The organism is Janthinobacterium sp. GW821-FHT03C10, from assembly GCF_059420865.1.
The window spans coordinates 470,706-488,958 of the sequence record NZ_JBWKUN010000002.1 but is presented as its reverse complement, the minus strand read 5'-3'; the positions used below and the strand labels follow the sequence as shown (position 1 = coordinate 488,958).

Annotated in this window: 18 protein-coding genes; 13 read left to right on the top strand and 5 right to left on the bottom strand. The window is 65.3% G+C overall.

Going from position 1 to position 18,253, the window contains the following annotated elements:
- Positions 1 to 11: 11 nt before the first annotated feature.
- The 3 genes from icmH to tssJ are packed head-to-tail and all read right to left on the bottom strand — an operon-like array spanning position 12 to position 2,808.
- Positions 12 to 797 carry a type IVB secretion system protein IcmH/DotU gene (gene icmH, locus AC07VH_RS10060; protein ID WP_494787374.1) on the bottom strand — a complete coding sequence of 262 codons (786 nt, stop codon included), beginning with the start codon at positions 795 to 797 and terminating at the stop codon, positions 12 to 14.
- Entirely contained in the window at positions 794 to 2,158 is a 1,365-nt protein-coding gene (tssK, locus tag AC07VH_RS10055) for a type VI secretion system baseplate subunit TssK (RefSeq protein WP_494787373.1), read from the bottom strand. Before tssK ends, icmH begins: the two co-directional genes overlap by 4 nt.
- A 50-nt stretch (positions 2,159 to 2,208) precedes the next feature.
- Complete coding sequence (gene tssJ, locus AC07VH_RS10050) at positions 2,209 to 2,808, bottom strand: type VI secretion system lipoprotein TssJ (RefSeq protein ID WP_494787372.1); 600 nt, start codon at positions 2,806 to 2,808, stop codon at positions 2,209 to 2,211.
- Between the two features lie 284 nt (positions 2,809 to 3,092).
- Here tssJ and AC07VH_RS10045 point away from each other — a divergent pair, with 284 nt between their 5' ends.
- The 12 genes from AC07VH_RS10045 (at position 3,093) to AC07VH_RS09990 (ending at position 15,948) form a co-directional block, all read left to right on the top strand.
- Positions 3,093 to 3,680, top strand: coding sequence for a hypothetical protein (locus AC07VH_RS10045; RefSeq protein ID WP_494787371.1), 588 nt, complete (start codon positions 3,093 to 3,095; stop codon positions 3,678 to 3,680).
- A gap of 37 nt (positions 3,681 to 3,717) precedes the next feature.
- Positions 3,718 to 4,227 carry a type VI secretion system contractile sheath small subunit gene (tssB, locus tag AC07VH_RS10040; protein WP_475415423.1) on the top strand — a complete coding sequence of 170 codons (510 nt, stop codon included), beginning with the start codon at positions 3,718 to 3,720 and terminating at the stop codon, positions 4,225 to 4,227.
- A gap of 1 nt (position 4,228) precedes the next feature.
- Complete coding sequence (tssC, locus tag AC07VH_RS10035; protein WP_475415422.1) at positions 4,229 to 5,728, top strand: type VI secretion system contractile sheath large subunit; 1,500 nt, start codon at positions 4,229 to 4,231, stop codon at positions 5,726 to 5,728.
- A gap of 31 nt (positions 5,729 to 5,759) precedes the next feature.
- Positions 5,760 to 6,251: an Hcp family type VI secretion system effector gene (locus tag AC07VH_RS10030; protein ID WP_034750126.1), complete on the top strand. Its 492-nt coding sequence runs from the start codon at positions 5,760 to 5,762 to the stop codon at positions 6,249 to 6,251.
- Positions 6,252 to 6,315: 64 nt separating this feature from the next.
- Positions 6,316 to 6,789, top strand: a complete 474-nt coding sequence (tssE, locus tag AC07VH_RS10025; RefSeq protein WP_475415421.1) for a type VI secretion system baseplate subunit TssE — start codon at positions 6,316 to 6,318, stop codon at positions 6,787 to 6,789.
- On the top strand, positions 6,786 to 9,428 hold the full coding sequence (gene tssH, locus AC07VH_RS10020; RefSeq protein ID WP_494787370.1) for a type VI secretion system ATPase TssH: 2,643 nt from the start codon (positions 6,786 to 6,788) through the stop codon (positions 9,426 to 9,428). The genes tssE and tssH overlap by 4 nt, the downstream gene beginning before the upstream one ends.
- A gap of 20 nt (positions 9,429 to 9,448) precedes the next feature.
- On the top strand, positions 9,449 to 10,483 hold the full coding sequence (tssA, locus tag AC07VH_RS10015; RefSeq protein WP_494787369.1) for a type VI secretion system protein TssA: 1,035 nt from the start codon (positions 9,449 to 9,451) through the stop codon (positions 10,481 to 10,483).
- A 33-nt stretch (positions 10,484 to 10,516) separates the two neighbouring features.
- Positions 10,517 to 11,326 carry a substrate-binding periplasmic protein gene (locus tag AC07VH_RS10010; protein ID WP_494787368.1) on the top strand — a complete coding sequence of 270 codons (810 nt, stop codon included), beginning with the start codon at positions 10,517 to 10,519 and terminating at the stop codon, positions 11,324 to 11,326.
- A gap of 49 nt (positions 11,327 to 11,375) precedes the next feature.
- Positions 11,376 to 11,888, top strand: a complete 513-nt coding sequence (locus tag AC07VH_RS10005; RefSeq protein ID WP_475415417.1) for a lipocalin family protein — start codon at positions 11,376 to 11,378, stop codon at positions 11,886 to 11,888.
- A gap of 264 nt (positions 11,889 to 12,152) precedes the next feature.
- Positions 12,153 to 13,898 (top strand): methyl-accepting chemotaxis protein, encoded by a 1,746-nt coding sequence (locus tag AC07VH_RS10000; RefSeq protein ID WP_494787367.1) that lies wholly within the window; start codon positions 12,153 to 12,155, stop codon positions 13,896 to 13,898.
- Positions 13,899 to 13,969: 71 nt separating this feature from the next.
- Positions 13,970 to 14,677 (top strand): tRNA-uridine aminocarboxypropyltransferase, encoded by a 708-nt coding sequence (locus AC07VH_RS09995; protein ID WP_494787366.1) that lies wholly within the window; start codon positions 13,970 to 13,972, stop codon positions 14,675 to 14,677.
- 80 nt (positions 14,678 to 14,757) lie between these two features.
- Positions 14,758 to 15,948: a PA0069 family radical SAM protein gene (locus AC07VH_RS09990; protein WP_494787365.1), complete on the top strand. Its 1,191-nt coding sequence runs from the start codon at positions 14,758 to 14,760 to the stop codon at positions 15,946 to 15,948.
- Here AC07VH_RS09990 and AC07VH_RS09985 read toward each other — a convergent pair.
- Both AC07VH_RS09985 and AC07VH_RS09980 read right to left on the bottom strand, forming a co-directional pair.
- Complete coding sequence (locus AC07VH_RS09985; protein WP_494787364.1) at positions 15,945 to 16,604, bottom strand: gamma-glutamylcyclotransferase; 660 nt, start codon at positions 16,602 to 16,604, stop codon at positions 15,945 to 15,947. The genes AC07VH_RS09990 and AC07VH_RS09985 overlap by 4 nt on opposite strands.
- Before the next feature lie 28 nt (positions 16,605 to 16,632).
- Positions 16,633 to 17,589: a LysR family transcriptional regulator gene (locus tag AC07VH_RS09980; RefSeq protein WP_494787363.1), complete on the bottom strand. Its 957-nt coding sequence runs from the start codon at positions 17,587 to 17,589 to the stop codon at positions 16,633 to 16,635.
- 126 nt (positions 17,590 to 17,715) lie between these two features.
- Here AC07VH_RS09980 and AC07VH_RS09975 point away from each other — a divergent pair, with 126 nt between their 5' ends.
- A complete protein-coding gene (locus AC07VH_RS09975; protein ID WP_326458466.1) occupies positions 17,716 to 18,249 on the top strand; it encodes a VOC family protein in 534 nt (177 codons plus the stop codon).
- Positions 18,250 to 18,253 lie beyond the last annotated feature (4 nt).

The following is an 18,253-nucleotide window of genomic DNA, read 5'->3' as shown; positions in this document are numbered from 1 at the left end:
GCGCGCAATGATCAGGGCAGGGTGATCGTCAGGTGCGCAGGGCGCGGGGCCAGTTTGACCAGGTCCGCATACGCGGCCAGCGTCGTTTGCGTGCCGCGCGTCAGATGCGTTTTCAGGCCCAGGTAGGCGCAGATGGCCAGCAGGGCGAAAAAGCTCGACAGGGCCCACAGCGGCACGTCGCTGCCGCGTTTGTTGACCACCTGGTCGGGGCGTTCCGCGCGCGGCGCGAAACCGCGGCTCTTGCCCTTGATGTGGGCGATCTCGTCGCCCAGACGCGCCGTCAGGTAGCTGAGTTTATCGCCGCCGTCGATCGCATACTTGCCCTGGAATCCCAGCAATAAACACATGTGGAACACCTGCAGCGCCTGCACGCGCATGGCGCCCTTGCCGCGCAAGGCGTCGAGGCGGTCGAAGAAATGCTCGCCGGCCAGCTGGTCGCCGAAGATCAGCAGCTGCAGCGGGCGCCGTTCCCACTGCTTGCGCAGGGCGAACGGCGAGGCGAGGATGATTTCATCGACGGCCGCGCAGAACGCATACTTGGCCGCCTCGATATCGTCGCCATCGGCGCGGATCTTTTTCGCTTCGCGTTCGAAGTCGTCGAGGAAGGCCGTGATGCGGTCCATGAAGCTTTGCTCGTCGCCGGGCGCCGAACCGTGCTTGAGCATGAACAGCATGTAAAAGCCTTCGTGCATCAGGTCCAGCAGGGCGCTGCCCGCATGCCGGCTGCCGCCTGCCGGGGCGGCGCCGCGTGATCCCAGCAGGGAGGGCGCCGCGCGCCGTTCTATGAGCTGGCTCATGCCGTCACCGCGATCAGTTCCAGCTGCAGGTCGCGTATGCCGGCCGGCACGTACACGGAAATCGACTGCGCCTTGAGCATCTGTTCATACAGGGCGCCGCGGTTTTCAATCGCAAAGTAATAGGTGTCGGGCCGCACGGGGATGGCCGCCGGCACTTGCGGCGCATGCGACAATTTGAGGCCGGGCATGGCCGTGAGCACGCATTTTTCCACGTCGTCGGGCGCGCCCACTTTCACGCGCACGGGCACCACCTCCACCAGTTCGATGGCGGGCATGGCGGCGCGTATCGCCAGGTACAGGGTGGTGTGCTGGTCGATCTTGCCCGAGTCGAGCTTGCCCAGATGATACGAGGGCTTGTCTTCCAGCAGGGCGATGGAAAAATACTTCGACGAGATGACGGTGTCGAGCAGTTCGCGGATGATCGCGTCGATGGCGTCGAAGCAGGCGCCCGGCTGCGCGTGGTCGTAGGCGGGCAGGCTGGCCAGGGTGTAATGCTTGGAGTAGCTGAGCAAGCCGCCCGCCAGGCCCAGCAGCGCCTCGTACAGGCGCTCCGGATGCAGGGCCGGATGGCGCACATAGTGCATCAGCGCGGCGGCGGCCGTGCTGACCGTGTGCAGCAGCCAGAACGAGGATACGTCGCCCGAGCGGAACTCGATCACGTTGCGGCTCGGTTCGCGGTGGTGGCCGTGCAGCGCGCTCACCTTCGCCTGCAAGGCGTCGAGCAGGTGTTCCAGCACGCCCTGCAGGCGCGGTGCGCCGGCGATCGCCAGGCTGGGCGCCATGAACGAGGGCACGGGCTCGAAGCCGCCCGATACCGTGCGCCGCAGGGCGATCAGCGGCAGGCAGTCGTAGGAGCCGCGCGCCTCGCTGTCGGGAATCAGGCGTACGGTCTTCTTCAGGTAGGCCACGTCGGCCACGGCGGACTCGGTAAACAGGTCGGGCGTGGCGCGCATGGCGTGCGCAAAGCGCGTGGCCGGCGGCGTGCCCGCCGCCTGCGCCGTGTAATTCATGCCCTCGCGGTTGAGGATGGGCAGCGCCGCGTAGTACGTCACTTCCTGCACCGCCGGCGGCAGCGCTTCCAGGTCGACCGGAGGGGGCAGGGTGTCGCTGCCGGGCGCGCCGTCGCCCAGCGCCTCGAACACTTCGCCGTCGCGGAAGATGGCCGACAGGGCGTGCAGGCGCAGGGTGCCCGTCTTCAGCGCGGCCAGGTCCCACTGCATCTGCGCCACGCCCCACAGGTAGGGATGCAGCGCGCTGGCCGTGTGATGCAGGCGCGCTTCGTGATACTGGTCCTGGCGCTGGAAATGCTGCGGCCGCAGGAACAGGCCTTCTCCCCACAAGACTTTCGCTGCCATGCCCATCTCGTTTCTCCTTGTATGTGTGGTGCGCCGCTGCGTTGTACTGGTTTGCTTTACTGGCAGCGCGCGGCCGGCGGCGTGGACGCGCCGCTGATGCTGAGCGCGCAGGCATGCAGGCCGATGGTGATGCCGCCGCGTGCCGCGTCGGCGGCCGCAAAGGTGGCGCGCCAGCGCTGTGCCGCAGGCGCGCGGAACAGGGCCACGACGCCGATGAAATACGCTTCCTTGCTGACTTTTTCCTGCACTTCGTAGCGCTGGCCCGGCACCAGCAGCACCTCTTTGACTTCCATCAGGTCGGCGCCCAGCGCCGCCTTTTCGCGCTGTGCGTCGAGGAAGCTGTCGTAGGGCGCCTGCTCGAAGGCGGCGTTCTGGCGCAGCTTGTAGATGCGCGCCACCAGCGCCAGCGGCCGGCCGTCGGCATCCGTGTTGAGGCGCTGCGCCGCGTGCAGGCGGATGCTGACGTTGCGCGGCGGCTGCTGCGCGTCGGGCAGTTCCGGCGGCGGCTTGGCCACGCCCGCCATCTGCAGCGCCGCGTTGGCCAGGGTGCCGATGGCGCCGCCCGCACAGCCGGCCAGCAGCAAGGCCAGCAGCGACACCGGCAGCAATAGCGCGGTGGCGCGGACCGGGCGGCGGAACGGGGCGTCAGATGGCATAGGCTGGGCTAGCTTTGCAATGTGAATGGAGGAAATAAAAGTGCTGCAGTCATTTAAACGCATGCAGTGGCGACCTGCTTGCGTTGGCGCAAGATCCGCCTGCGATCAACGCAGTTCCTGCGCCAGATCAGGATTCATGTCGCTGTACACGGCTGTGATGTGGAACTTCTTCTTTGCTGATTAATCTCAATCTGGCCAAAAAATTGGCGATCAATAATGGCCTCCACCAAGGCGCCGCCCATCTTTCCCAGCGGTAGCGTCCTCCACGTGAAGGAGTGCCCCCGATGAAGCCAGCCACCACGTTGCCCCGTATTGCCTGCCTCGCCAGCGCCTTGCTGCTGGCCGCCTGCGCCACGCCAGAGCAGGCGGCGCCCCCTCAACCTGCCGCGCCGACGCTGGCGCAAGTCATGAGCGACGCCGATGCGGCTGCGCGCGCCGGCCAGTACGAGCGCGCCATGACCCTGCTTCAGCGCGGCGGCACGAGCTACCCGGCCGACAAGGCGCCGTGGCTGCAGATGGCGCAGATGAAGTTCGACCGCGGCCAGTACGGCGACGCCATCGGCCATGCGCTCGAAGCGCTGGAACGCGACCCGGACGACAAGGTCGCCAACAGCATCGTCGCCGTGAGCGGCTTGCGCCTGTCCGGCAAGGCGCTGGCCGACCTGTCGCGGCAAAACAATCTGAATGGCTCGCTGCGCTCGGAGGCGCAGGAGCTGGCCAAGCTGCTGCGCGCGAGCATCGGCGAGGACGTGCTGCTGCCGCCGGCCAGGCGCCCGGCGGCCGGCAAGCGCGCCGCCGGTGCCGGCACGCCGGCGGCGAAGGGCGCGGCGGCGCCAGGCAGTGCGGCCGACCCGTTCAGCGGCCTGAAATAAGCCAGCATCCCCACCATCTCCTTGCAAAGGAAGCGATATGCCCAAGTCCGACAGCGTGCAGAAACGCCTGCAAAAGATACGCGCGCCGCGCGTGCAAATGACCTATGACGTCGAGATCGGCGACGCGATTGAAAACAAGGAGCTGCCCTTCGTGGTCGGCGTGCTGGGCGACTTTGGCGGCAATCCGGACAGCGAGAAAAAACGCCTGAAGGAGCGCAAGTTCGTCGCCATCGACCGCGACAACTTCGACGAAGTGCTGGCCGGCGTGGAGCCGGTGGCGCGTTTCGCCGTGCCGAACCGCCTCAGCGAGGCGGGCGGCACGTTCGCCGTCGACCTGCACTTCCGTTCGATGGACGACTTCCGTCCGGAATCGGTGGTGCGCCAGGTCGAACCCTTGCGCAAGCTGCTCGAGGCACGCACCAAGCTGGCCGACTTGCGCAACAAGCTGGCCGGCAACGACAAGCTGGAAGACCTGCTGACGGAAGTGCTGAACAACACGGACAGCCTGGCCACCCTGAAACCGCAGTTCCCAGCGCAGGAGGATTGAGATGAACGCCCAGGCAGAAGCCCCAGAATCCCTCTCTGTATCCGCATCCGATGCGCCGGCCGCCACCGATTTGCTGGACCAGATCGTCGAACAGAGCCGCGTCGCCAAGTCCGGCGCCGAACATGCGCGCGCGCGCGATTTGATCTCGGAACTGGTGGCGCAGGTGCTCGATGGCACGGTGCTGATGTCCAGCAGCCTGTCGGCCACCTTGGACGGGCGCGTGGCGGAAATCGACCGCCTGATCTCCGCCCAGCTCAGCGAAATCATGCACGCGGCGCCGTTCCAGCAGCTCGAGCAAAGCTGGACGGGGCTGCGCTACCTGGTCGGCAATTCCGACACGGGCACGCGGCTGCAGATCCGCATGTTCAACGCCACCAAGCGCGAACTGGTGAAGGATTTCCAGGCCGCGCTGGAGTTCGACCAGAGCAGCATGTTCAAGAAGGTGTATGAGGAGGAATTCGGCACCTTCGGCGGCGCGCCGTTCGCCGCGCTGCTGGGCGACTTCGCCATCTCGCGCCAGCCGGAAGACATGTATTTCGTCGAGCAGATGTCGCACATCGCCGCCGCCGCGCATGCACCGTTCATCGCCTCGGCCGCGCCGGAACTGTTTGGTCTGGAAAGCTACGGCGACCTGGGCAAGCCGCGCGACCTGGCCAAGGTGTTCGACACCATCGAATACGCGAAATGGAAAGCCTTCCGCGAATCCGAGGATGCGCGTTACGTCGGCCTGACTTTGCCCCGCTTCCTGGGCCGGCTGCCGTTCAATCCCGTCGACGGCACCACCGTCGAGGGCTTCAATTTTGTCGAGGAAGTCGACGGCAGCGACCATCACAAATACCTGTGGTGTAACGCCGCGTATGCGTTCGGCTGCAAGCTGACAAGCGCCTTTGCCGACTATGGCTGGTGCGCCGCCATCCGCGGCGTGGAAGGCGGCGGCCTGGTGGACGACCTGCCGACCCACACCTTCAAGACGGACGAGGGCGACGTGGCCCTGAAATGCCCGGCCGAAGTGGCGATCACGGACCGCCGCGAAAAGGAATTGTCGGACCTGGGCTTCATCTCGCTGGTGCACTGCAAGAACACGGCGTATGCGGCGTTTTTCGGCGCGCAGTCGGCGCAGAAAAGCCGCAAGTACAACAGCGACGCGGCCAACGCCAACGCGGTGCTGTCGTCGCAGCTGCAGTACATCTTCGCCGTTTCGCGCATCGCCCACTACATGAAGGCCATGATGCGCGACAAGATCGGCAGCTTTGCCGCCGCCTCCAACGTGGAAGATTTCTTGAACCGCTGGCTGATGCAGTACGTGCTGCTCGACGATAACGCCAGCCAGGAACAGAAGGCGCAGTTCCCGCTGCGCGAGGCGTCCGTGCAGGTGCATGAAGTGCCGGGCCGGCCCGGCGTGTACCGCGCCGTGTCCTTCCTGCGGCCGCACTTCCAGCTCGATGAATTATCCGTTTCGCTCCGACTGGTCGCGGAGTTGCCGAAGTCGACCAATTCCTGATTCACCCATCTTTCAACCAGAGGAGCACACCATGGCAATCGATGTATATCTGCAGATAGACGGCATCAAGGGCGAGTCCACCGATGACAAGCACAAGGACTGGATCGAGTGCAAATCGGTCAGCTGGAGCGTCGAGCAGCCGAAGTCCGCCACCGCCTCGACGGGCGGCGGCCACACGGCCGAACGCTGCGAGCACAAGGACATCGTCATCTCCAAGCTGGCCGACCTGGCCTCGCCGGTGCTGCTGCAGACCTGCTCGGCTGGCAAGACCATCCCCAAGGCGCGCTTCGAATTCATGCGCGCCGACGGTCAGGGCGAACGCGTCAAGTATTTTGAGATCGAAATCGAGAATGTGCTGATCGGCGCCGTCACGCCGAACGTGGAAGAGGGCGACATCCTCGGTGAACACGTCGGCTTCAAGTTCTCGAAAGTGAAGTGGAAATACACGCAGCAAAAGGTGACGGGCGGCGCCGGCGGCAATACCTCGGGCGGCTGGGACCTGGCCGCGAACCGCGTGGCTTGATCCATGGCGCGCGGCGCGCGGCGGCCACCTTCGCCCGCGCCGCGCCGACTTTTCAGGAGAGCGCATGGACAGTTATGTACCTGGCCTGTTCGACCGCCTGATGGGCGACGGCGGTGCGGCGGGCGGCGTGGCGGCGCGCCTGTCGCTCGATCAATTGAAGGATGCGGTGGCGCGCGACCTGGAGGAACTGCTCAACACGCGCGTGGCCCTGCCGCCCGGCGCGCTCGACGCCTATCCGGAATGCGCGGCGTCCATCGTCAACTATGGCCTGATCGATTTCGCCGGCATGTGCCTGTCCAGCAGCGATGACCGAGCCCGCATCTGCGCCGCGCTGAAGGGGGCCATCGAACGCCACGAGCCGCGCCTGCGCAACGTGCGCGCCCGCCTGGAGCGTGAAGCGGGCGCCATCAACCGCGTCGGCTTCGTCATCAGCGGCACCCTGGCCGTGATGGCCGGCGGCGAGACGGTCAATTTCGACGCCGTGCTGCAGCCATCGTCGCTGCGCTATTCGATCAACCGCAAGGGAGCCGCCGCATGAGCAATAACCTCAAAACCCTGATCGCCAAACTGAATGACACGTCACGCACGGCCGCCACCCGCGCCGCCGCCATCTGCGTGGGACTGGGCCAGTATGAAGTCGATATCGAACACCTGTTCCTGGCGCTGCTGGAACAGGAGCGCAGCGATTTCGTCACCATCGCGCGGCGCAGCGAAATCAGCCTGACGGCGCTGGAGGCGGACCTGCGCCGGGAGATCGGCGGCTTCCGCACGGGCAGCGCGCGCACGCCCGTGTTTTCACCGCACTTGCCGCTGCTGTTCGAGCATGCCTGGCTGATCGCCTCGCTCGATACGGCGCAGCCGGGGCCCATCCGCAGCCGCCATCTGCTGCTGGCGCTGCTGACGGAGCCGGAACTGTCGCAGCTCGCGTACCGCGGCTCGAAGCTGTTCGCCCGCTTCAGCGTCGAGCAATTGAAGCATCATCCGGATAAACTGACGGCCGGCTCCGGCGAGGAGGAAAGCGCGGCAGTGCCGCGGCTTTCCGACACCGGTGATGATCCTGTTGCTAGCCTGGCCAGCAAAACCCCGGCGCTGGACCAGTTCACCACCGACCTGACGCAGCTGGCGCGCGACGGCAAGCTCGATCCCGTGATCGGCCGCGAGGCGGAGATACGCCAGGCCGTCGACATCCTGCTGCGCCGCCGGCAGAACAATCCGATACTCACGGGCGAGGCGGGCGTGGGCAAGACGGCCGTGGTGGAAGGCCTGGCCCTGCGCATCGCCGCCGGCGACGTGCCCGAGGTGCTGCAGGGCGCGCACATCCACGCGCTCGACATGGGCTTGCTGCAGGCCGGCGCCAGCGTGAAGGGAGAATTCGAAAGCCGCCTGAAAAATGTCATCGACGAGGTGGCGAAAAGCCCGCACCCGGTCATCCTCTTCATCGACGAGGCGCACACGATGATCGGCGCCGGCGGCCAGGCGGGGCAGAACGATGCGGCCAATCTGCTGAAACCGGCGCTGGCGCGCGGCGCCCTGCGCACGATCGCCGCCACCACCTGGAGCGAGTACAAAAAATATTTTGAAAAGGATGCGGCGCTGGCGCGGCGCTTCCAGGTGGTCAAGGTGGAAGAACCGGGCGAAGACATCGCCTGCGCCATGCTGCGCGCCATGGCGCCGCTGATGGAACGCCATTTCGGCATCCGCGTTCGCGACGCCGCCATCGTCGAGGCGGTGCGCCTGTCGCACCGCTACATCAGCGGGCGCCAGTTGCCGGACAAAGCCATCGGCGTGCTCGATACGGCGTGCGCCAAGGTGGCGCTGGGCCAGCGCGCCACGCCGGCACAGCTGGAAAACGCACACCGGCGGCAGGAGCGCATCGGCGCGGAAATCGCCGCCTTGAGCCGCGAGGCGGCCGATGGCGAAGCGCCCGGCAAGGCCGGCGCCGCGCGCCTGGCGCAGCTGCGGCGCGAACATGACGAAGGCCAGGCGGCGGTCGCGGCGCTGGCGCAGCGCTGGGAGCGTGAAAAAACGCTGGTGGCGCAGATCGGCGACTTGCGCGCGCAGCTGCGCGGCGAGCGGCCTGGCGAAGTGGGCGCGGCGCGCCTGCTGGCGCTGAAGGAAGAACTGGCGGCCCTGCAGGGAGAAGCACCGTTGTCGCCGCTGGAAGTCGACGCCCAGGTGGTGGCCGGCATCGTCGCCGCCTGGACCGGCATCCCGCTGGGCAAAATGCTCAAGGACGAGATCCGCACGGTGCTGGCCCTGGATGGCGCGCTGCGCGAACGGGTGCTGGGACAGGACCACGTCATCGACGCGGTGGCGCAGCGCGTGCGCACGGCGCGCGCCAGCCTGGACGACCCGAACAAGCCGCAAGCCGTGTTTTTGTTTACGGGGCCGTCCGGCACGGGCAAGACGGAGACGGCGCTGGCGCTGGCCGATCTGCTGTATGGCGGCGAGCGCAAGCTCATTACCATCAACATGAGCGAATACCAGGAGGCGCACAGCGTGGCCGGCCTGAAAGGCTCGCCACCCGGCTATGTCGGCTATGGCGAGGGCGGCGTGCTGACGGAAGCCGTGCGGCGCCAGCCCTACAGCGTGGTGCTGCTCGACGAGGCGGAAAAAGCCCATCCCGACGTGCTGGAACTGTTCTTCCAGGTCTTCGACAAGGGCGTGCTCGATGACGCGGAAGGACGCGAAGTCGATTTTCGCAACACCATCATCATCGCGACCTCGAACCTGGGGTCGGGCGCCATGATGGCCGCCTGCCTGAACCGGGTCGCGCAAGACTTGCCCACGCCGGCCGCGCTGGAAGAACTGGTGCGCCCGCAGCTGGTGGCGCACTTCAAGCCGGCCCTGCTGGGCCGCCTGAAGGTGCTGCCGTTCTATCCCCTGAACGACGCGGTGCTGGCCGAGATCGTCGCCCTGAAGCTGGCGAGGATAGGCGCGCGCATCGCGCGCAACCACCAGGCGCAATTCAGCCATGACGCGGGCCTGGTCGACGCCGTGCTGGCGCGCTGCACCGAGGTCGATTCGGGCGCGCGCAATGTCGATCAAATTCTGAACGGCAGCCTGCTGCCGGCCATCGCCGAAGCGGTGCTGGCGCGCATGGCCGCAGGCGAGCCGGTCGCGTCGATACGCGTCACTGCCAGCAAGCAGGGGCAGTTCAAGTACACGATCCGATAATCCACCTTCCGGAGAGCGCCATGTTCAACCTGGAGCAGTTGCTGCACCCCGTCAGCGCCGTCAGCCCCTGCGGCGAAGACATCACCTTCAGCCAGGAGCTCGACGCCATCGCGCGCGCGCGCCAGTACGACGACCCGAGCCTGGACCAGGGCGAGTGGGTGACGGCGCTGAAGGAAGCCGACTGGCCTTTCGTGGCGACGCGCTGCGAACAGCTGATCGCCACGCACAGCAAGGATTTGCGCGTGGCCGTGTGGCTGGCCGAGGCGCACGCGAAAACGCGCCATTTCCGCGGCTTGGGCGACGGCTACGCGCTGCTGGCCGGCCTGTGCGAGCGCTATTGGGATGGCCTGTATCCGCCGGCGGAAGAGGGCGACCAGGAACAGCGCATCGGCAACGTCTTCTGGCTGCTCTCGCGCACGCCGCAGCTGCTGCGCGAGATCCCGCTGACCGAAGGCAGCGATGGCCTGTTCTCGCTGCAGGATTTCGATGCGGCGCGCCAGCGCGCGGCCGCCAGCCTGGCGCAGGGCGCAGCCGATCAGGGCTGGGGCGATGCGCGCCACGACGAAGGGGGGACCCTGGCGCAGATGGAGGCGGCGCGGCAAAGGAACACGCGCGCCTTTTCCGACGCCTTGCTGGCCGATGCCCAATACTGCATGCAGTCGCTGCTGGCCTTCGAGCGCAGCGTCGATGCGCGCTTCGGCGTCGATGGCCCGAGTTTTCGCGCCGCGCGCGAAGCGCTGGAAAACGCCATTCATTTCATCGCGCCGCTGTCGCCTGGCGCGGACCTTGCCGGCGCGCCGGCCGCCGGTCAGGGCGCCGAGGGGAGAGGAGGAGGCGGCGCCATCGTGCAGCGCCAGCAGGCGCTGGCCCAGCTGCGCCAGGTGGCCGATTTCTTCCGCCGCACGGAGCCGCACAGCCCCGTCGCCTACCTGGCCGACAAGGCTGCCAGCTGGGGCGAGCTGCCGCTGCACCTGTGGCTGCGCGCCGTCGTGAAGGACGCCGGCACCCTGGCGCAGCTCGACGAGATGTTGGGCACGAACGGCGCGAACGGATGATCGGTTTGCGCGCTTCCATGCTAATCTTCCGGCATGTCCAGAATGCTCATCCTGCCTGCCGCGCTATGCCTGTTCATCGCCGCCGGCGCGCGGGCCGAGGGTGCGACGCCGCTGGTGATCTATGGCGACGACGATTATCCGCCGTACTCCTACGTCGAGAACGGCCGGCTGAAGGGCATCTATACGGAGATCGTGCGCGAAGCCGTGCAATCGATGCCGCAATACGCGGTGCAGCTGCGCCCCGTGCCCTGGAAACGGGGCGTGCTGATGCTGCAGACGGGCGAGGCGTTTGCCCTGTATCCGCCGTATTCGTGGCGCAGCGAGCGGCCGTACGTGCGCTATTCCGTGCCGCTGCTGATGGAGCAGCTGGTGGTGCTATGCAACCAGGACGTGCTGGCGAAACGCGCGCTGCGGCAGTGGCCCGCCGATTACGGCGGCCTGCACATCGGCGTGAACGCGGGTTTTTTGCTGGGCGATGCGAAGCAGACGGCAGCCCTGCAAGCGGCCAGCATCGTGTTCGATACGGCCAAGGGCACGCGCACGAATCTGCTCAAGCTGATACGCGGGCGTATCGATTGCTATGTCAGCGACCGCCTGTCGGCGCAGTGGGAATTGCAGCGCATCCGGCGCGAGGGTGCGCCGGGCACGCCGGTGCAGGCGATCCAGGCGATACAGGAAACCGCGCAGCTGGCCAGCCAGCAGGGGCACCTGGGTGTGACGGAGCGCCGGCCCGCCGCCTACCCGTACCGCGATGATTTTATCGAACAATTCAATGCCGCCATCGTGCGCATGCAAGCCAGTGGCGCGATCCGCCGCATCGTCGACCGCGCATTGCTGCCCTGACCTTGCTGCCCTGATACTGCTGCCTTGATTTCACTCGTTGGAGAAGACCATGAAAAAACTGTTGTTCCTGTGTGTGCTCGTGCTGGCCGGCTGCGTGGGCCGGCCCGAGAATATTGTACCTGTCAGCAACTTCGACACGACCCGCTATCTGGGCAAATGGTACGAGATCGCGCGCCTCGACCATTCGTTCGAACGGGGCCTGAGCCATGTGACGGCCGACTACAGCCTGCGCCAGGATGGCGGCCTGAAAGTGCTCAACCGGGGCTACCAGGATGCGGACGCGAAGTGGAAGGAAGCGGAAGGCAAGGCGTATTTCGTCGACAAGAAAGACGTGGGTTACCTGAAGGTGTCGTTTTTCGGCCCCTTCTATGGTGCCTATATCGTGTTTGATTTGGACCAGCAAGAATACAGCTATTCCATGATCAGCGGCCCCGACAAGTCCTACTTCTGGTTGCTGTCGCGCACGCCCAGCATGGACCCTGCCTTGCAGCAGCGCCTGATCGAGAAAGCACGGGGGCTGGGTTTCGATACGTCAAAATTGATCTACGTGAAGCAAAACTGACCTTGCTTGCCTGCCGCCCGTTCGTGGCGGCAAAGCACCTTCTGGTTGTTGCTTTTCTGCATGTTATTTCTTGCAATACCATCCTGATTCACTCACAATCTGCTCCAAAGTGGTGCGCTGCGGCGTGCTGCCATTCCGGTGACGCGCCTACCGTTGCGTCGCCGCTCGTGATTGCCGCACGGCGGATGCCTGCTATAGTGATTTGTAGCAGTAAGTCGGTTTCGTGGCGTCTGTGCATTGTTTTCTTCAGATAGGAATCACGCAATGAAAAACCTCAAAATCGGCGTACGACTCGGTGGCGGTTTCGCTGCCGTCCTGCTCCTGTTGACGACCCTGACCGTGGTGGGCATCGTGCAGATGCAAAGCGCCAGCAAGGAAACCGATGCGCTCGTCAACGTCAAGGTGCGCAACGAGCGCCTGATCGGTGAATGGACCAAGGTCATCGAGGTGAACGCGGCGCGCACGGCGGCCGCCTGGAAAGTCAGCGATCCCGAACACCAGAAGCAGTTTGAAAAGGAAATGGCGGTCTCGTCATCGCGTGCCACGGAAATCCAGGACGCGATCGGCAAGAGCGAGCTGAACGCTGAAGAGCAATCGCTGTACCAGGAGGTGCTGAGCACGCGCAAGGCCTACACGGAAGTGCGCAAGAATGTGTTCAAGGCCAAGAATGCGGGCGACCTGGAACTGGGCAAGCGCCTGTACGAAGGCGATATGGCTGTCAAGCGCGACGTCTATCTGGCGGCGCTGAAGAAGCTGGAAGTGCTGGAAGCCAGATTGCTCGATGAAACGGCCGCGCAAATCCGTTCGCGCTACGAAAACGGCCGCTTGCTGCTGATCTCGCTGGGCGTGGTTGCCATCTTGCTGGGCATCGCCTGCGCGTACTGGATCACGCGCTCGATCACGCGTCCCATCACGCGCGCCGTCGAGGTGGCGCAAGCCGTTTCCGCTGGCGACCTGACCAGCCATATCGTGGTGGAAAGCCGCGATGAGACGGGGCAGCTGATGCACGCGCTGAAAAATATGAACGATAAACTGGTCAGTATTGTCGGCCAGGTGCGCGCCGGCACCGAATCCATCAGCACGGCGTCGAGCGAAATTGCGGCCGGCAACCTGGATTTGTCGTCCCGTACGGAAGAGCAGGCCAGTTCGCTGGAAGAGACGGCGTCATCCATGGAAGAGCTCACTTCCACCGTGAAACTCAATGCCGACAATGCGCGCAGTGCCAACCAGCTGGCCATCGACGCCTCGCAGATCGCCAGCAAGGGCGGGGTGGTGGTATCGGAAGTGGTCAGCACCATGGGATCGATCAATGATTCCTCGCGCAAGATCGTCGACATCATCAGCGTCATCGACGCCATCGCCTTCCAGACGAATATCCTGGCCCTGAACGCGGCCGTGGAAGCGGCCCGGGCCGGCGAGCAGGGCCGTGGTTTTGCCGTCGTGGCCTCCGAGGTGCGCAACCTGGCGCAGCGCTCGAGCGCCGCGGCCAAGGAGATCAAGGGTTTGATCGACGATTCCGTGCAAAAGGTCGAGGCCGGTTCGCAACTGGTGGACAAGGCGGGCCGCACCATGGATGAAATCGTGCAGAGCATCAGCCATGTGACGCAGATCATGAACCAGATCACCGACGCCAGCGATGAACAGCGCGCCGGCATCGAGCAAGTCAACCAGGCCATCGGTCAGATGGACCAGGTAACGCAGCAAAACGCGGCCCTGGTGGAAGAAGCGGCCGCCGCAGCCGAATCCATGCAGGAACAGGCGGCCAAGCTGGCCGACGTGGTGGGCGTGTTCAAGCTCGATGCCACGCAGCGCTATGTTTCCGCCAGTGCTGCTCCGTCTGCGACGGCGTCTGCGCCAATCACCGCCGCGACGCGGCCCGCCACGCGGCGGGCGCCGGCACCAGCCGTGGCCGCGCCCACGCCGGGCAAGGCCGTGCCAGCGGACGCTGTGCGCGCACGCACGCCGAAGGCGCCAGTGGCGTCCGGCGCCGACGAATGGGAAGAGTTTTAAGCGCAGAGTCCCCGTGGCATGGCGTGGGCGCTACAATCGCGGCTTGAAGACAGCCGCGAACGCGCTCCGCCATGACCACCCGCCGTACCTCCAGCCATACCTTTAGCCATACCTTTAGCCACCCCTCTGCATCGTCCACCCTGGCTGAACCGGCCAAACGCGCCCGCTGCCCGGTCTGCCTGCGCGCCGCAGCCAGCTGCATCTGCCGCTGGATCGCTCCCGTTGCCCACGCCGTGGAAGTGCTGATCCTCCAGCATCCGCTGGAAATCCACAACGCCAAGGGCAGCGCCCGCTTGCTGCACCTGAGCTTGCCCAACAGCCGCCTGCTGACGGGCGAACAGTTTGCCCCGGAGGCGCTCGCCGAATTGCTGGCCGGCAAGCACAATGTGCTGCTGTACCCGGATACGCCCGGCGACCGTTCGCTGGGCATCGCGCCGCCGCCAGCGCTCGACCCCGCCATCTTGCTCGATCCCGCCCGATTTCCGAGCCAATTGCGCCTGGTGGTGCTCGATGCCACCTGGCGCAAGAGCCGCAAGATGCTGTACTTGAATCCTTCGTTGCAACAGCTGCCGCGCCTGCCGCTGCGCGATACGCCCGCCTCCCATTATCTGATCCGCAAGGCGCACGCGCCAGACCAGTTATCGACCCTGGAAGCGACGTGTTATGCCCTGATGCAGTTGGAGCAGGACGTCCCCCGCTTCGTTCCCCTGATCGCGGCATTCGACGGCTTTGTCGCGCAGCAGTTGAGTTATGTCATGCCGCACGGCGAAAAAGCTTGAAACGACAGCACGGCAGCCCTTGATCTTGGCCGCACAGCGGCATAGTATACTGTACGTATATACAGTTGATGGGGCCGTTCATGAAAGCAATCATTCCAGAGCACGATGACAGCTTCGCCGGGCAAGCCATGTTGCCGCCGCAATCGCTGAAAGCGCACAAGGGGCGCGGGGCCGTCTCGAACCTGCAGGGGCGCCACGAGACGCATGCGCGCGCCGGTTTCGACGATGGCTGGAGCGTGGGCGGCCTGGATGAGCCAGGCGGGGAGGAGAGCACGCCGACCTGGAAGACGCAGGTCAGCGACGAGCAGGCGCGCACCATCCTCACGCGCAACGCTTCGCCCGATTTGCCGTTCAACGTGTCGCTGAACCCGTACCGGGGTTGCGAACATGGCTGTATATATTGCTTTGCGCGTCCCACGCACAGCTACCTGGGCCTGTCGCCGGGCCTGGACTTCGAAAGCCGCATCTACGCCAAGGTGAACGCCCCCGAACTGTTGCGGCGCGAACTGGCCAGGCCGTCGTATGTGCCCGAACCGATCGCCCTGGGCGTCAATACGGATGCGTATCAGCCCTGCGAACGGGAACGGCAGTTGACGCGGCGCGTGCTGGAAGTGCTGCACGAGTGCGATCATCCCGTGGCGCTGATCACGAAATCGTCGCTGATCGAGCGCGATATCGACATCCTGGCGCCCATGGCGGCCAGGCGCCTGGCGGCCGTGGCCGTCACTGTCACGACGCTCGACCCGGCCATCGCGCGCACCCTGGAACCGCGCGCGGCCGCACCGGCGCGGCGATTGCGCACCATCCGCACCCTGACGGAGGCGGGCATTCCCGTGGGCGTGAGCATCGCGCCCATCATTCCTTTCGTGACGGAGCCGGAAATCGAGCAGCTGCTCGAAGCCGTGCGCGACGCAGGCGCCATCCACGCCCATTACGTGGTGCTGCGCCTGCCGTGGGAAGTGAGTCCATTGTTCCAGCAATGGCTGGAAGCGCACTTTCCTGAACGGGCTCAGCGGGTGATGAACCGCGTGCGCGAAATGCGTGGCGGCAAGGACTACGACAGCGCGTTCGGCGCGCGCATGCGGGGCGAAGGCGTGTGGGCCGATCTCATCCGCCAGCGCTTTGAAAAGGCCGTGCATCGGCTGGGGCTGCATGGCAAGGGCGGGCGCTTCAAGCAGCTCGATTGCACGCAGTTCCGCCGCCCGCTGGTGGTGCCGCCGCTGGGCGCAAACGTAAAAAAAGGCAATGCGGGGCAGCTGGATCTGTTTTAAGTTAAACCAGCGTCAGCGCTGATGCCGCAGGGGTGTGCCGCGGCGCTGTCCTGGCTATGTGTCTGGAGCTGCGTCAGGTGTTGCTCGATGGCAAAAACATGCGGATCGCTCTTGCCCAGTTCGCGCAGGGCGCTGGCCAGGTGCAGCAGGTATTCGCTGTTCGGACCGCTGGGACCGTTTGATCGGGCGATCTGGCGCGCGATATCCAGTTCCGATGCGGCACCGAGGAAGGCGGCGTTTTCCTCGTTGGCGATGTACACCAGGCCTTCGGCCTTGCTGCCATCGTCGAAGGTGATCTCGGTGGCCAGGCGCAGGTAGCCGTTCTTTTCGCGGTGGTCGAGGTGGGCGAAGACTTCGGGCGTGATCAGATACGCCATGCCGTCGCACACGGCGCCCGCCTGCGGCACGATGGTGGCGACCCGGCCCGGCGCCATCGGCGTGCCCCGGTGGTCGTGCGAACCTTGCCAGAAGCGCCGCGTCCAGCCTGCGATGCTGGCGGGACGCCGTTCGATATAGGGGAAATCGGCCTTGTAGATCAGCGAGCCATAGCCGAACAGCCAGACCTGCGCATGGCCGTCGAATTTGTTCATGCGCTGGTTGATGGCGATGGTGGCGGCGTCGGTGGGCGACAGGTCGTGCTGGTCAGGCTGGGTCATGGCGTTAGCGGCAAGGGGCGATGCGCCATTATAAAGGGGCGCCGGCCGGCAGCGTGTCGCGGGCTGCGGGCCCGCCCACGCCCACATTCCACTCGTGCGTCTCGACGAAGCGGAACAGGAAGGCCATGAAGCTTTCGGCCGCCGGCGACAGCGAACGGCCCGTCTTCGTGTAGACGAAAAAGCGTCGCGTCAGTTCCGGCTCGTGCAGGGCGCGCATCTGCAATTTGTAGAGTTTGACCATCGGCTCCGCGTAGGGCAGGCAGACCGTGATGCCCAGATTGGCGCTGACCATGGCCAGCGCCGTCGTCATGAAGGTCACTTCATTGTAGGGGTTGAGCGACAGCTCGCGAAACGCGCCGTGCATGTCGCGCAGCAAACGCTCCGTGAACTGCCCCTGCAGCGAAATGAACGGGTAGTCGCCCACGTCGGCCCAGGTCACGCGCTCTTTCTGCTGCAGCGGATGCTGCTCGGGGAAGACCAGCACGAAGGGCATTTCGAACAGCACTTGCGCGGCGATTTCCGCCGTCGGATCGCGCTCGGGGCCGATGCCGAAATCGACTTCGCCGCTGAAGACGCGCGCCGACACGTTTTCCACGGGGCAGTCGACGAGGCGCAATTGTACGTCCGGGTGCGTCTGGCGGTAGGCGGCGATCACTTCCGGCAGCAGGGTGCACGCCATCATCTGCGGCGCGGCGATGCGCACCAGGCCGGTCTTCAGGGCCTTGCGCTGGGCGATGCCGGCCATGGCGCCGTCGAGGTCCTCGATCATCTTTTCAAACAGCGGATACAGTTCGCGGCCGATTTCCGACAGCTGCGTCTTGCGCGTGCTGCGCTCGACCACGCGCACGCCCAGCACGCTTTCCAGTTCCTTGATCAAGCCGCTCAAGGCCGATTGCGTCACGTGCAGGTATTCGGCGGCCAGGGTAAAACTGCCGGTCTTGGCCAGCGCCACGAAGGCGCGCATTTGCCGCAGGCTGGGACTCATAAGATAATCCGATAAATCAATGGTTAAAAATTGTTTGTATGATAGCTGTAACTCGATTCTAATGGTGAAAAGCTGAAAAACAGGCCAGCCATCACGCCCCGGGCGCCATCCATTGGAGACAAGCACATGAAGATCAAGCAAATCCACCACGTCGCCTACCGCTGCATCGACGCGAAGCAGACCGTCGAGTGGTACGTCAAGCATTTGAACATGAATTTCGTCCTCGCCATCGCCGAGGATCTGGTGCCGTCGACCAAGGCGCCGGACCCGTACATGCACGTCTTCCTCGACGCGGGCCAGGGCAATGTGCTGGCCTTCTTCGAGCTGCCGACGCAGCCGCCGATGGACCGCGACCGCAATACCCCGGCCTGGGTGCAGCACCTGGCGCTGGAAGTGGGCAGCATGGAAGAACTGCTGGCCGCCAAGGAGCGCCTGGTGGCCGGCGGCATCGAGGTGCTGGGCCCCGTCAATCACGCCATCTTCCAGTCGATCTATTTCTTCGACCCGAACGGCCACCGCCTGGAACTGGCGGCCAACGTGGGCACGCCCGAGATGATGGCCAAACTGGACGCCGTCAAATGGGAAATGCTGGAAGAATGGTCGCAGACGCGCCGCGCACCGAAGCACGCCGCCTGGATGCATGCGCCGGCCGACGCCTGAGCGC

Coding starts and splice junctions, on each gene's coding strand:
- AC07VH_RS09985 (WP_494787364.1), bottom strand. CDS start 16,604: ATGACCCAGCCTGACCAGCACGACCTGTCGCCCACCGACGCCGCCACC.
- AC07VH_RS10010 (WP_494787368.1), top strand. CDS start 10,517: ATGTCCAGAATGCTCATCCTGCCTGCCGCGCTATGCCTGTTCATCGCC.
- AC07VH_RS10045 (WP_494787371.1), top strand. CDS start 3,093: ATGAAGCCAGCCACCACGTTGCCCCGTATTGCCTGCCTCGCCAGCGCC.
- tssH (WP_494787370.1), top strand. CDS start 6,786: ATGAGCAATAACCTCAAAACCCTGATCGCCAAACTGAATGACACGTCA.
- tssE (WP_475415421.1), top strand. CDS start 6,316: ATGGACAGTTATGTACCTGGCCTGTTCGACCGCCTGATGGGCGACGGC.
- tssA (WP_494787369.1), top strand. CDS start 9,449: ATGTTCAACCTGGAGCAGTTGCTGCACCCCGTCAGCGCCGTCAGCCCC.
- AC07VH_RS09975 (WP_326458466.1), top strand. CDS start 17,716: ATGAAGATCAAGCAAATCCACCACGTCGCCTACCGCTGCATCGACGCG.
- AC07VH_RS09995 (WP_494787366.1), top strand. CDS start 13,970: ATGACCACCCGCCGTACCTCCAGCCATACCTTTAGCCATACCTTTAGC.
- icmH (WP_494787374.1), bottom strand. CDS start 797: ATGAGCCAGCTCATAGAACGGCGCGCGGCGCCCTCCCTGCTGGGATCA.
- tssC (WP_475415422.1), top strand. CDS start 4,229: ATGAACGCCCAGGCAGAAGCCCCAGAATCCCTCTCTGTATCCGCATCC.
- tssK (WP_494787373.1), bottom strand. CDS start 2,158: ATGGGCATGGCAGCGAAAGTCTTGTGGGGAGAAGGCCTGTTCCTGCGG.
- AC07VH_RS09990 (WP_494787365.1), top strand. CDS start 14,758: ATGAAAGCAATCATTCCAGAGCACGATGACAGCTTCGCCGGGCAAGCC.
- tssB (WP_475415423.1), top strand. CDS start 3,718: ATGCCCAAGTCCGACAGCGTGCAGAAACGCCTGCAAAAGATACGCGCG.
- AC07VH_RS09980 (WP_494787363.1), bottom strand. CDS start 17,589: ATGAGTCCCAGCCTGCGGCAAATGCGCGCCTTCGTGGCGCTGGCCAAG.
- AC07VH_RS10000 (WP_494787367.1), top strand. CDS start 12,153: ATGAAAAACCTCAAAATCGGCGTACGACTCGGTGGCGGTTTCGCTGCC.
- AC07VH_RS10030 (WP_034750126.1), top strand. CDS start 5,760: ATGGCAATCGATGTATATCTGCAGATAGACGGCATCAAGGGCGAGTCC.
- AC07VH_RS10005 (WP_475415417.1), top strand. CDS start 11,376: ATGAAAAAACTGTTGTTCCTGTGTGTGCTCGTGCTGGCCGGCTGCGTG.
- tssJ (WP_494787372.1), bottom strand. CDS start 2,808: ATGCCATCTGACGCCCCGTTCCGCCGCCCGGTCCGCGCCACCGCGCTA.